The organism is Bacillus pretiosus (assembly GCF_051294775.1).
GTDB lineage: Bacteria > Bacillota > Bacilli > Bacillales > Bacillaceae_G > Bacillus_A > Bacillus_A wiedmannii.
The window spans coordinates 1,292,648-1,305,512 of sequence record NZ_JBPPHF010000002.1; the positions used below are offsets into that span (position 1 = coordinate 1,292,648).

Annotated in this window: 11 protein-coding genes and 1 pseudogene; 7 read left to right on the plus strand and 5 right to left on the minus strand. The window is 34.0% G+C overall.

Annotated features, from left to right (window positions below):
* Positions 1 to 127: 127 nt before the first annotated feature.
* Positions 128 to 289, plus strand: coding sequence for a hypothetical protein (locus ACSG5Z_RS14910; RefSeq protein ID WP_088064148.1), 162 nt, complete (start codon positions 128 to 130; stop codon positions 287 to 289).
* A 31-nt stretch (positions 290 to 320) separates the two neighbouring features.
* Positions 321 to 668: a hypothetical protein gene (locus ACSG5Z_RS14915; RefSeq protein WP_137014375.1), complete on the plus strand. Its 348-nt coding sequence runs from the start codon at positions 321 to 323 to the stop codon at positions 666 to 668.
* A gap of 393 nt (positions 669 to 1,061) precedes the next feature.
* On the opposite strand, the gene ACSG5Z_RS14920 is transcribed toward ACSG5Z_RS14915, so the two are convergent.
* Together ACSG5Z_RS14920 and ACSG5Z_RS14925 are read right to left on the minus strand one after the other, a co-directional pair.
* Complete coding sequence (locus ACSG5Z_RS14920; protein ID WP_000345047.1) at positions 1,062 to 2,153, minus strand: DUF3900 domain-containing protein; 1,092 nt, start codon at positions 2,151 to 2,153, stop codon at positions 1,062 to 1,064.
* Positions 2,154 to 2,270: 117 nt separating this feature from the next.
* Positions 2,271 to 2,612: a hypothetical protein gene (locus ACSG5Z_RS14925; RefSeq protein ID WP_116480664.1), complete on the minus strand. Its 342-nt coding sequence runs from the start codon at positions 2,610 to 2,612 to the stop codon at positions 2,271 to 2,273.
* A 362-nt stretch (positions 2,613 to 2,974) separates the two neighbouring features.
* On the opposite strand from ACSG5Z_RS14925, the gene ACSG5Z_RS14930 reads away from it, so the two are divergent.
* Together ACSG5Z_RS14930 and ACSG5Z_RS14935 are read left to right on the plus strand one after the other, a co-directional pair.
* Positions 2,975 to 3,886, plus strand: a complete 912-nt coding sequence (locus ACSG5Z_RS14930; RefSeq protein ID WP_435711654.1) for a VanW family protein — start codon at positions 2,975 to 2,977, stop codon at positions 3,884 to 3,886.
* 190 nt (positions 3,887 to 4,076) lie between these two features.
* The gene (locus tag ACSG5Z_RS14935) at positions 4,077 to 4,985 is read left to right on the plus strand and encodes a VOC family protein (RefSeq protein ID WP_435711655.1); all 909 of its coding nucleotides are present in this window, start codon (positions 4,077 to 4,079) and stop codon (positions 4,983 to 4,985) included.
* A gap of 21 nt (positions 4,986 to 5,006) precedes the next feature.
* Here ACSG5Z_RS14935 and ACSG5Z_RS14940 read toward each other — a convergent pair whose 3' ends face one another.
* Both ACSG5Z_RS14940 and ACSG5Z_RS14945 read right to left on the minus strand, forming a co-directional pair.
* Positions 5,007 to 5,924 carry a GNAT family acetyltransferase gene (locus ACSG5Z_RS14940; RefSeq protein ID WP_087984028.1) on the minus strand — a complete coding sequence of 306 codons (918 nt, stop codon included), beginning with the start codon at positions 5,922 to 5,924 and terminating at the stop codon, positions 5,007 to 5,009.
* Positions 5,921 to 6,439: a GNAT family N-acetyltransferase gene (locus tag ACSG5Z_RS14945; protein ID WP_435711656.1), complete on the minus strand. Its 519-nt coding sequence runs from the start codon at positions 6,437 to 6,439 to the stop codon at positions 5,921 to 5,923. Before ACSG5Z_RS14945 ends, ACSG5Z_RS14940 begins: the two co-directional genes overlap by 4 nt.
* 290 nt (positions 6,440 to 6,729) lie before the next feature.
* Here ACSG5Z_RS14945 and ACSG5Z_RS14950 point away from each other — a divergent pair, with 290 nt between their 5' ends.
* From ACSG5Z_RS14950 to ACSG5Z_RS14960, 3 genes and pseudogenes are all read left to right on the plus strand, one after another.
* A complete protein-coding gene (locus tag ACSG5Z_RS14950; protein WP_088064142.1) occupies positions 6,730 to 7,407 on the plus strand; it encodes an MgtC/SapB family protein in 678 nt (225 codons plus the stop codon).
* A gap of 202 nt (positions 7,408 to 7,609) precedes the next feature.
* Complete coding sequence (gene colA / locus ACSG5Z_RS14955) at positions 7,610 to 10,525, plus strand: collagenase ColA (protein ID WP_435711657.1); 2,916 nt, start codon at positions 7,610 to 7,612, stop codon at positions 10,523 to 10,525.
* Positions 10,526 to 10,543: 18 nt separating this feature from the next.
* Positions 10,544 to 10,732, plus strand: a pseudogene (locus ACSG5Z_RS14960) (beta-channel forming cytolysin); the annotation flags it as partial.
* Between the two features lie 250 nt (positions 10,733 to 10,982).
* On the opposite strand, the gene ACSG5Z_RS14965 reads toward ACSG5Z_RS14960, so the two are convergent.
* Positions 10,983 to 12,236 carry an ATP-binding protein gene (locus ACSG5Z_RS14965; RefSeq protein ID WP_088064140.1) on the minus strand — a complete coding sequence of 418 codons (1,254 nt, stop codon included), beginning with the start codon at positions 12,234 to 12,236 and terminating at the stop codon, positions 10,983 to 10,985.
* Positions 12,237 to 12,865: the final 629 nt, after the last annotated feature.

Consider the following 12,865-nt stretch of genomic DNA (forward strand, 5'->3'; position numbering starts at 1 on the left):
ATATTAAATAGGAATTGATTTGTTGTGATTGGGCCATTATAATTGCTTTGAAAATTAAGGTGTGGTAAGAATTTTTAAATACATTCATAAAATTAGAGCCCATAGAAATGAAAAAGGATAGAGTTAAATGGAAGCAATCTTTAACATTGTAACAGTTTTAGTTTTTGGGATAATATTTACCACGCTATTAGCAGTAATTACACTTCCTTTCATAGCAAAGAAGAAAAATTGGAAAACGCTTAATATATCTTTAAATCATGGTGTATTAAAGGTTAAAATCGAAGAGTAAAATATGAGTTTTATACAAGGGAGGTGTGATGGTGATAGACTTGGATATTAAAGACGTCGCCGTAAAGATGGAATTAAACGGAGTCTTTTGGAATGAGGATGGGATTGCTGAAATGACCGTGACTACAAAAGAAGAGCATTCTCTTCTTCTTCGTCTAGTAGTTGACTTAGAAAGTAAAACTATTAGGGCGAAGAGTGCCGAAATAGTGAATGGATTCTGCCCTCTGTGCAAACAGAAAAGGGACGAATGTAGTGAACTTAATGACTTACAAAACAAAATGGATATTTTAGAAGAAGCTTACGATTGGGTGAGAGAGCATCCAGAATATCGTTTTCAATTATCTTTTTACGAGTACAATAAATTTGAGGTAGTGAAGTGAAATTTTCATTTTACCAATATACATAGTGACTACTCTAATGGAAATACACTTGTACAACAAGGAAGGAATCTACTGGATTCTGCAACAATTGTTATCTTGGATTAAAAATAAGCATATTTTGTTTTAAAGCAGAAAAACCGATTCTTAGAAGAATCGGTTTTTTTATATAACTGTCAACTATGTCCCAAATAAAAGAGCGTTTGTTAACAGCGCTCAGTAAAAATAGTTATATGGAAGGATTTATCCCGCATTAACGGGCAGTAAGATCCCCCACCTTAAAATTCAGCTGAAGCAACGAAGTTAGGTGGGGGATCAACTGCCCGTAAAAGCCCGATTGGTGAGGGCTGATAATCAGTGGGGATGAACAAAAACCCCACTGATTAAAGTTTCACTTTATTCAATCCCGTTCGGATCGTAAGAATACTGTTGCTTATTCTCAATCCGCTCAATCACATCTTGCAATTCATCTGGCTTCAGAAATTCAATCGGAGAGAAGCCTTTCTCAAACGTAAGTGTATCAGCTTCGATCATTAGTACGTATCGGTCATTTACCTTTGCGATATGTATTTGATCCCCGAAATCAGCAAGCAGGGCCTTTACGGAGATATGGTCTGCTTTTAGCTTTAATTCCACTTCAGGAGCGTGCTCGACGATTTGAGCGGTAGCTTCCATTACTTCTTCGGTTGAAAATTGTTCCATAATTTCGCGTTTCGGACTGGCAGCCCATACTTCCATTGCTTGGTCGAATTGTTCGCGTTCTTCCGTACCTTCTTCAAATACATCTTCAATTTGGTCGTATACCATGTCCATTACTTGTGTTTTCATAATTTCAGGCATAGAGCGTTCGTACTCGACGAATTTTAAGAAGTCCTCAAAATAACGGGCGTGAGATGCTTGGTGAATTTTTAGTTCGCCTACTTCGACCATACCTTCTTCAGGCATGTACGGATATTGGATAGATTTCATGTTTTTTGTTGTGATGGCCATTTCAACGTTACGAATCAGTGTGGATTCATCTGAAATAGAAGCGACTTTCGGTTCGAAGTCACATTTCATAACGAAAACGAATGGATCATCAAAGTATTTGCGTAGTTTTGCTTGCGCAATTAAAAATACACCACCGCGTACAGCGCTTGTGTCCAGATATGTATAAACGAGAGGTTCACTCATATCTTTGAAGTTTTCTTTTGTTTCCGCAAAGCGAATGCGATTAAAGAGGTTGTAATGGGGGTTTGAATCAAGTTCGTGCCCTTCTTCTACAATGAAGCGACCGATCTTTGTCGGAGCTTGTTCTGTTTTCGCATGACGTTCTACTTTTCGCTTTGAAATTTTTAATAATTCACCATTTAAAAATTCTTTTAAGGAGCTATCTTCATACTCTTCAGCGTCTAACGTTTGAAAATGTTTGTAGCGTTTATCAACAGCTTCACCTTTTCCTTCTACTTGTACAACATAAAAGGAAAGATAATTTATTTCAAAATCCATATTTATCACCTTGTTTCATTTCATTAACTCTTATCAGTATAGAGATGGAAAAAACTTTCGTCAATTTATATAAAGGAAGGGGGAGCCCCTTCCTTTATATATTTTTTACTTTCGAAATTAAAATCCGTCTTCTAATGCTGAAAATGGAATGTTTAGTCTGTTTTCTATTGTACGTAAACGCTGGTTTAATCGGTTTAATCTACGTGTATGACGCTCAACCGTGTTTTCTAATTGACGTACTCTTTGTTCAAGCTCATTTACTCGTCTTTCTAGTTGACGGTTTCCAGTACCAGGAAAAGAGATGGGAAGTTGGAATTGTCGATTTTGATCATATGGATTAACTTGTTCTGCTGGATCTATATATTGTTGGTATTGTGCTTGTAAATCATATTGAGGTTGATAACCATTTTGGTTATATGGATCGTATGGATTGTAGGGGTACATAAAAACATCCTCCATTTCTTTAAAATAGGTTAATTCACCATAATGTATGTGTAAAAGTGGAGTGTGGCACGGCAAATACCTATTTATGTTCACAAGGTGTTCCTTTATAAATAAGAATATGGAGTTTTACATTTGTATTTCTTTTGTTTTATGGTATATACTGGATAAAAAGGTGAGGTTACATAAAGGTTACAATTCTATCGGACTCCAACTTTTATATAAATATGTATAGACATTTAGAAAAGAAAAGAGTAATTTATATAGAGTAAAAAATAACTTGTAACATTTTATAAATATATTGTAAAATGATTGTAACAAAACATACATAAAAATGAAATAATACATAAAAGTAATATTGGGAAAAAGGGGAGAGTATATTGTTCCGTAAAGTAAAGGGTATATTAGTTGGGGTGTTATGTGTAGCTATAGTGAGTGGTTGTGGTGCAAAAGTAAGTGATGTTGCATTAGTAAGTGACATTGGTGGCCACACGGTAGAGGCTAAAGCAGAGGTACAGGATTCTATTAGTTTAGTAGATGGTCGTACTGGTACGGAAGTGAAAAAGCTAGATTTATCGAGTCTAGGTTATTTTGAAGACGAAGCAAAATTTAAAAAATCGGTAACGAAGGTTGCTAGCGAGGTTGGAAAAAGCGTTGACAAAAAGATGGTCCCTTCACGTGTAGCACCTGATGGAAGTTGGCAAGAAGGAAAACCTTCTTATGAATTAATGGAAAAAGAATTAGTAGATAAATTATTAAACGTTGGCATGTGGGATTCTTCATATCAATTACCTATTGTTGAGAAAAAGCCTATCGCAACATTAAGTGATGCGCAAGGAAGTGGTACGGTAATTGGTAGATATGAAACGAATTTAGGTGGCTCAGCAGGTGGCCGTATTGAGAATATTCGCTTGTCAGCAGCGAGCATAAATGGAGTTGTATTAGCAAAGGGAGACAGTTTCTCTTTCAATGCATTAATTGGTGATACAACGCCAGATAAAGGATATCAACTAGGAAAAGAAATTGTAGATGGTAAATTAGTAGATGGATACGGCGGTGGTGTTTGTCAAACATCATCAACATTATACAATGCAGCAGATCAAGCTGGTTTGAAAATGGTAGAGAGAACGACACATTCTAAAACGGTAGGTTATGTTCCACAAGGAAGAGATGCTACAATTGCATATCCATACTTAGACTTAGTGTTTGAAAACACGAATGATGCACCTGTGAAACTTTATATGGGCATTCAGGGTGGAAAGTTAGTTGCCGAAGTACATAAACTGAAATAAGAGTTACAGCATACTGTTTTTGTAAAGTCACCTTTTCTGAAAGTTAGAAGAGGTGACTTTTTTATTATGAAAATAAAAATGTGTGTAAATTCTGACTTTTCTTATTTACATAGGATGATTTTAGTTGTATCCTTCATAGTAACGGTTATATGAAATAGGAAAATATCGGGATAAGGAGATGGAGTAATTCATGGTACAAATTCATCCGAAAACACGTATTGGTCATGTTGAATTTAAAGTGCAAGATTTAGAGCGCCAAATTGCATTTTATGAGAATGTAGTAGGCTTAGAAGTAATTAAGCAAGAGGAGAATAAAGCATATTTATCAGGAAAAGGTGGAAAGGACACGTTACTTGTTCTTGAAAAATTAGAGGACGGGGTACTGCAAGAACCGCGTACGACTGGTATATATCATGTAGCCTTTTTAATTTCGACTCGTGAGGCTTTTGCTTCGGCATTATTTGGTGTGATTCGTAATAAGAATGTAATTGATAGTCCGGCTGAGCAAGAAGGACGTTATACATATTCAAATGAAATTTTACCGATCTCAAGGTTTAATAGTGCAAGTGATCATACGTATAGCGAAGCGTTTTATTTACAAGATTTAGAGGGGAATGGTATAGAAATTTATGCAGACCGTCCGCGCGAACAATGGGGAGAAGGACCAGGAGGCAGTACGCCGCTTGATTTAAAAGAACTGGCAACACTCGTTGATTATGAGGTTGATGGGTTGCCTGCTAATACTGTCGTTGGGCACGTACATTTACGAATAGCAGATGTAGAGAAGTCACACGAGTTTTATGTAGAGACAGTAGGATTTGAAGTGCAACAGCGTGAAGATGACTGCTTATTCATTTCTGCAGGAGGATATCATCACCATATCGGTGCAAATACGTGGAACGGAGTAAATAATCCACACCCACCCGCACATGCAACTGGACTTAAAGTGTATACAATTGTATTACCACATAAAGAAGCGTTAGATGAAGTGAAAGAAAGATTAATAGAAAAACAACATAAAGTAAACGAAGGTACAAACGGATTTACAGTAGTAGATCCTAGTGGTATTACAGTGCAGTTTGAAATAGAGAAAGCATAAAAGAAGTCGGAAGGTGTATAATCACTTTCCGACTTCTTTTTGGTACGTAATCCAAGTAGCACAAGGATTGAAAGGAAAAGATTTTAATATCTCCATTGCGTATATACTCGTTGAATCGAATTCACCTTGAATGAAAGAATAACCGTGTTTACTTGTATACATAGCTTGTTTGAAAACGAGAAGTTTCAGTAAGGATAAATTTTCTGTAGTGTGAGTCCCACACCATCCTAGTTCTACCGTATTATCCTTTTCTGATGTATGGAGGAAAGAGTACGCAATAATTTTATTGTCTTCATCTATCATTACAAAGCTCCCATCTAGTAACACATCATCAGTTAAAATCTGTTCTTTCCAAGTTTCGAGCGGGTATGAGGCAACGGGATTTGCTAAGTGAGTATCCTCATAATTCGTTTTTACTAAGTGAGCTAGCTTTTCAAAGGAGCTATTATTGGATAGGATGATTGATAAGCTTTGTACAACATAATTTGAATGAAGCTTTGTATCGATAGCTATGATTTTGCGTACTTCTAATATCGGCATATATGTTCTTCGGATTTCCATAAAATTATGTTCTTCATAATAGGCTTTTAAATGAGCCGATGTTCCCCATATAGAGGTTTGTAATGGTAGTTTGAAGTTTTCTCGTTTTTGAATCTCGTTTAATAAAAATTGTTCAATGTGTACCTCTGAATAGAACGGATTTGTATACATTCGAAAGTATGTGCAGTATGGATGGAAGTTACTGTTCCACGTGAAAAAGACGCCTACTACATCTTTTTTATAGTAGGCAATATACACACATTTTGTTTTATTATCTCGTAATAAGTTAAATAGATAAGAGTCTTCATTGTATAAATCAATAAGTTGTTTTACTTTTAGCTCATTACTTCTACTATATTTCTCTATAACAAGATTATTTTCATCGGATGACTTCTTCATAGCTCAATCCAAAATCTTCTTACTACATTTCCATCTTCCTCAATGAAATCATCATCACGAAGCCCGCCGTTATGTAAAATTGTTTTTTTTGAAGCTGTATTCACTTCGTCGCAAACGACAAGTGCTTTCGTAATGTTTAATTCCTTCGTTTTTTCTAGCGATAATTCTAATAACTTCGTAGCATAACCTTTTCTTCTTTCAGAAGGGCGAATGCCATAACCGATATGACCTCCAGCGTTAAATAAATGCTCGGTTAAACTATGACGTATATTAACAGCTCCTACAATTTTATTTTCATCTGTAACGAGCCAATACGTAGAGTCTGGTACCCAAGATTCAGGGAGGTTTATTCCGTTATGCGCATCGAGCAATTCTTGAATCATAGCCGGAAAGTTAGAAGGGTCCTTTGAAATAACCCACGGAATCATCGTTTCACCGCTATCTTTCCATTCGTTATAAAAATCTAAGTATTCTTCTTGTAAATCGATAGTAGGTGTAAGTAAAGAGACGTTCATCGTTAGTAAGCTCCTTTATTTATTTAGTATGTATAAAAAAATACAGTATAAAATGTAAGCGTTTTCTTAACTTTCTCAACCTCATCTCATGTAATCCACCTTTGTTTTTTTAGAAAATTAGTGGAGTTTTAAAATTAGAAGTTATTTATTTTATGTTAATATTTAAAATATTAACATAAAACGGTCGGAGTATTAAGTGTATTTTAGCAAGATTCCTTCATATCGATAAAAGGATGTGTGTGATAATTTTTGTTTTATCTATCTATAATGAATGAAAGGGGGAAGGGCTCGTGAGTGTAAATTTTGATTTGATTATACGAATCGGTGTTGCGGGTTTGTTAGGAGCAATAATCGGTATTGAAAGGGAAATTCGATCAAAAGAAGCGGGATTAAAAACACATTTCCTAGTAGCGGTAGGAAGTGCATTAATAATGGTCGTTTCGAAATATGCTTTTTCAGATATTATGAATGAGGAACATATGGCTCTTGATCCGAGCCGTATTGCAGCACAAGTTGTAAGTGGAGTAGGGTTTTTAGGTGCAGGTACAATTATTATTCAAAAACAGGCAGTGAAAGGATTAACGACAGCGGCTGGTTTATGGGCTACAGCAGGAATTGGATTAGCAATTGGGGCTGGCATGTATGTAGTAGGCATTGGAGCGACGATTCTAGTTTTAATTGGTTTAGAGATTGTGAGTCGTATTTTTAAGGTGCAATTTTTATTTCCACAAAATATAACAGTGCAAATGTGTATAAATAAACATGAGGCGGTACAACAAATAGTAGAAACGCTACAAGTGAAAGGTATTCCAATACTGTCATATGAAGTGGAAGCTTTGCAGCGAGGTACAGAAATAGTTTATAAGGTAGGGATGCAACTGAAAAATATATCGTCAGAAGAAAAGAATGAATTTATTCAGCATATGCAAGCATTACCGGAAGTTACGTTTATAAAGTTAAAATCATAGCGTTGAAAACGAGGATAGATATAGCAGGAATTTCGCTATTATCTATCTTTTTTGATATAAAATTCACATAAAGTCAAGTGTTAATTTTGCGCGGTATGGATACATATGTGAACGTTCCCTTATTTTTTCTCAATACAGAATAAAAAGTAAGAATAGTAAAATAATGGTGCGGGACACTAAAAAATGTAAGGTAGGGGAGAGCATGAAAGGCTATTCAAAAAAAGTGTTAGTAGGGGTATGTTTTGCTAGTTTAATGTTAGGGAGTTTTCAAGGGAGCACATTGGCAGAAAGTAAAAAGGGAGAGCAAGTTTCTTATCGGAATGTGCTCAAAATGGAGCCAGTTGGTGTACAACTGCCAATGCAAGAATTAGCTCATTCATCAAAAGTGCTTGAAAATAAGTCTTTTGAGAAAAGGCTACAATTTGCTGATTTGTCGCAAAGGCCACCTGAAGTAAAAAAAGAAAGTAAGCAATTAGCTGCAGCGAAAACTTATACAATTGCTGAATTAAATCAATTAAACAATCAGCAATTAGTAGATCTACTCGTAACAATTGATTGGGAGCAAATTACGGGTCTATTTCAATTTAATAAGGATAGCCTTGCATTCTATCAAAATGATAGTAGGATGCAGGCAATTATTGATAAATTGAAGCAGCAAGGACAAGCTTATACGAAGGATGATTCTAAAGGGATTGAGACTTTAGTAGAGGTATTACGCTCAGGGTTTTATTTAGGATTTTATCATACAGAATTAAGTAAACTAAATGAGCGGAGCTATCATGATAAATGCTTACCTGCATTAAAAACGATTGCGAATAACCCGAATTTCAAACTCGGTACGTTAGAACAAAATAGAGTAGTATCATCATACGGAAAATTAATAGGAAATGCTTCGAGTGATGTGGAAACGATAACATCAGCTGCAAAGATTTTTAAACAATATAACGATAATTTTTCTACATTGGTAGACAATCTTTCAGCTGGAAATGCGATTTACGATATTATGCAAGGTGTTGATTACGACATTCAATCGTATTTGTACGATACGAGAAAAGCGCCGAAAGATACAGTATGGTACCAAAAAATTGATAGCTATATTAATGAATTAAGTCGTTTTGCTTTAATTGGAACGGTGACAGAGAAGAATGGTTGGTTAATTAATAATGGTATTTATTATACAGGTAGACTTGGTACGTTCCATAGTACAGGAACGAAAGGATTGCAAGTTGTAACGGACGCAATGAAAATGTATCCGTATTTAGGAGAGCAATATTTCGTAGCGGCTGAGCAAATTGCGACGAACTATGGCGGGAAAGATGCAAATGGAAATGTTGTGAATTTAGATCAAATACGAGAAGACGGGAAGAAAAAGTATTTGCCGAAAACGTATACGTTTGATGATGGGGCAATTGTTTTAAAGGCTGGAGATAAAGTGACAGAAGAAAAAGTAAAACGTTTATATTGGGCGGCAAAAGAAGTAAAGGCACAATTCCATCGTACAGTTGAAAGTGATCAACCTTTAGAAAAAGGAAATCCTGATGATGTATTAACGATGGTTATTTATAATAGTCCAGCTGAATATCAATTTAATCGTCAATTGTACGGATATGAAACGAATAACGGTGGCCTTTATATAGAAGGAACAGGTACGTTCTTTACTTATGAACGTACGCCAGAAGAAAGTATTTATAGTTTAGAAGAATTGTTCCGACATGAGTTTACTCATTACTTACAAGGTAGATATGAAGTACCAGGGCTTTGGGGACAAGGTAAGATGTATGAGAATGAGAGATTATCTTGGTTTGAAGAAGGGAATGCGGAGTTTTTTGCGGGGGCAACGAGAACGGATAATGTTGTACCGAGAAAGAGCATTATAGGAGGAATATCTTCAAATCCAGCAGAACGTTATACGGCAGAGCGAACGTTAAATGCAAAGTATGGAACGTGGGATTTCTATAATTATTCATTCGCTTTACAATCGTATATGTACAATAAGAGATATGATATGTTTGACAAAGTTCATGATCTTATTAGAAAAAATGATGTAACAGCATATGATGCATACCGCTCTGCATTAAGTAAAGATGCGAATTTAAATAAAGAGTATCAAGACTATATGCAAATGCTAGTCGATAACCGAGAGAAATATAATGTTCCATTAGTATCAGATGATTATTTAGCAACTCACGCACCAAAACCAGTTTCAGATATTGCGGCAGAAATTACAGCAGAAGCAAAATTAAGTAATGTATCAGTTAAGAAAAATAAATCACAGTTCTTTAATACATTTACACTGCAAGGAACGTATACAGGTACTACTGCAAAAGGGGAATATGAAGACTGGAAAACAATTACACAAAACGTAAATGATACGTTAAAACGTTTAAGTGCAAAAGAATGGACAGGCTATAAAACAGTAACAGCTTACTTTGTAAATTATCGTGTGAATGCATCAGGACAATTTGAATATGATGTTGTATTCCATGGTATGAATACAGAAGAAGGTGTTGTGAATAAAGCACCAGTTGCGGTTATAAATGGTCCATATAACGGAATTTTAAATGAAACAATTTCGTTTAAAAGCGATGGATCAAAAGATGAAGATGGAAAAATTGTTGCTTATAAATGGGAGTTTGGTGATGGTACTGTAAGCAATGAACAAAATCCAACTCACGTGTATACAAAAGAAGGAACGTACACGGCAAAATTGACAGTAACAGACGACAAAGGATTAACGAATACTGTTACAACGAATGTAACGGTTCAAAAGAAAGAAGATAACAGTGTAGAAAAAGAGCCAAATAATTCATTCCAAACAGCAAATAAGCTGCAATTAAATCAAGTTTTACGTGCTAGTTTAGGAAATGGTGATACGAGTGATTACTTTGAAATAAATGTGGAAACTGCGAAAAACCTACAAATTAATGTAACGAAGGAAAATAATATCGGAGTAAACTGGGTTCTTTATTCAGAAGCGGATTTAAATAATTATGTTACGTATGCTCAGCAAGAAGGGAATAAGTTAGTAGGAAGTTACTATACGTATCCAGGAAAATATTATTTACATGTGTATCAGTATGGCGGGGGAACAGGGAATTATACGGTAGAAGTGAAATAGCAAAAGAGAAATTGTCTTTCAATAAATGGAAATGAATTTAAGCCTATATCAAGTAATGCAGGTTACAATATCAGTTATGAAGATAAAAATTGGTATCTTTATGAATAGTAAAAAGTTAATATTTTAAATAAAAGAATAACTGTAGGTAATGTATCTAATGATATTAAGAAATCAAGTATCAAGAGATCTTATCTTGAAGTTAAGTAGACCTAATCAGTAAATGAGATACAATCGATGAATTATGATTTCATAGAGATGTGAGCAAAGTAATAAAATTTAAGTATATTTGATTTAATTAAAGGACTAGGCTATATCCGTAAAAACAGATATAGTCTGGTCCTTATTACGTTTAATTTATTCACGAAATCAAGATGATTAATGAGTTAAGTAGCGGCATTTTTGAAATTTATTTTATAAGTTAAATAGAAAAAATAATTATTTGAATAATTCCGTCATATTAGCAAGGGATACTAATGGAAAATCGTGTACCTTGGCCTAATTTACTCTCTATTTCTATATCACCGTTTAATTCTTTAATAATACTATAAGCAATCATAGTACCAAGCCCAGTTCCTTTTTCTGTTGTTGAATAGAATGGTAAAGCAATCCGCTTTATTTGTTGAGAGGACATTCCAACCCCTGAATCAATAATATCGATTATAATATTACCTTTAATTTTCTGTATATTTATTTGTAATACTCCACCATTTATCATGGCCTCAATTCCGTTTTGTATGATGTTGTTTAGACAGATCCTGAATTTTTCGGGGTCTCCATTTATATAAAAGGAATTTGTACTATTTTGTATTATTTCAACTTTGTATGATAGAGCGAGTGGTGAAATAGTGTCTTTCACTTGATTTAAAATATGATTAATATCTATTTTCTCTTTTAGGGTGTTCTGTGGTTTTGTTAAAGATAAATAGTTATTAATAGTAGATTGTATATGTTGCATTTCAATTAACATGATTTCTAAGTACTGATTCTGAGGTAGCTTAGAGGCATGTTTTTCATTTAACAATTGAGTGAATCCATGTACTGTGGTTAGTGGATTGTGGATTTCGTGTGCAATGGACGCGGCTAGTTCGCTAGCTATATAAAATTTTTCAGCCCGTTGTAGCTTTTCTTTCATTTTATACTTCTCAATCATTCCCTCTATTAAATACACTGATAATAATACTGTAAATATATTAATGATTATATAATTTAATAAAAATTCTATGAGAGTAGAGTCAATTTTACCACCTGTATTTATTTGAGTTACAATACCGCAGATAGAAAGTGAAGTTGTACATACTAAAATAAGAAGCAAGCTTAATAATATCTTTTTTTCTTTAACATACATTGGTAATAAGTAACGAAAGAGCATTGTTATAACAGAAATAATAGTAAAGATAATAAATGATGGAAGAACTCCATTTCCGCCTAAGAAAAATCGATAAGAAAGATATAAAATTCCTATAAAAACAATGTTTTTTGTATTTCCATATAGAAAAACTAATATGATAGGAATAAAACGTAAATCATAAATAAATCCAGCATGTAAATGAAAAGGAAAAGTCATGCAAAAAATAATAGCAATGGAGGAAAGGATAGAAATCAATATATTATTACATGTTTTTTTTTCTTTAAATTCTAGCCAAAATACGTGGTAGCTAAGGATACAAATTATTATTATAAAGGTATTTAATAAAAGAGTAGATATTCCCATAGGTTTGCATCTCCGATAGTTTGTATATTGGATTATGTATGAGTTAAACTTAGATGTTTAGTTATCAGTAGACTTTCTATCTAAAAAAGGAAGAGCGCTTGAAAAAGTACTATAATATTACTTTTATCCCGCATTAACGGGCAGTAAGACCCCCACCTCAAAATTCAGCGGAAGCAAAGAAGTTAGGTAGGGGATCAACTGCCCATAAAAGCCCGATTGGTTCAACTAATAATCAGTGGGGGATGAATAAAACCCCACTGATTAAAGTTTCGCTTTATTAGAATTGATAAGGACGTTAGGAAAAATAATAGATAAAAAAATCTACTTAGATATTTATACATATGAAACTAGAAATTGACTTTTGTATAAGGAAAACTAGGATTGAGTTACTAATAAAATAATAGGATTTTAAGTATGAATATTCTATGAAAAAATATATTTTGTGGATTCTATTTGTAGCCTTCGTTATATTAACATGGAATATACCAAATTATAAAGTGTAAATTTCAAAATTTTTCATTAGTATATTTTATCTAAAATGGAAACGCTATTTATTTGAGTGCTTGGTACTTAATTGTATGAATTCTCGTTAAAAAGATTTTGAAATTTACATGTTTTTTATGAATCAT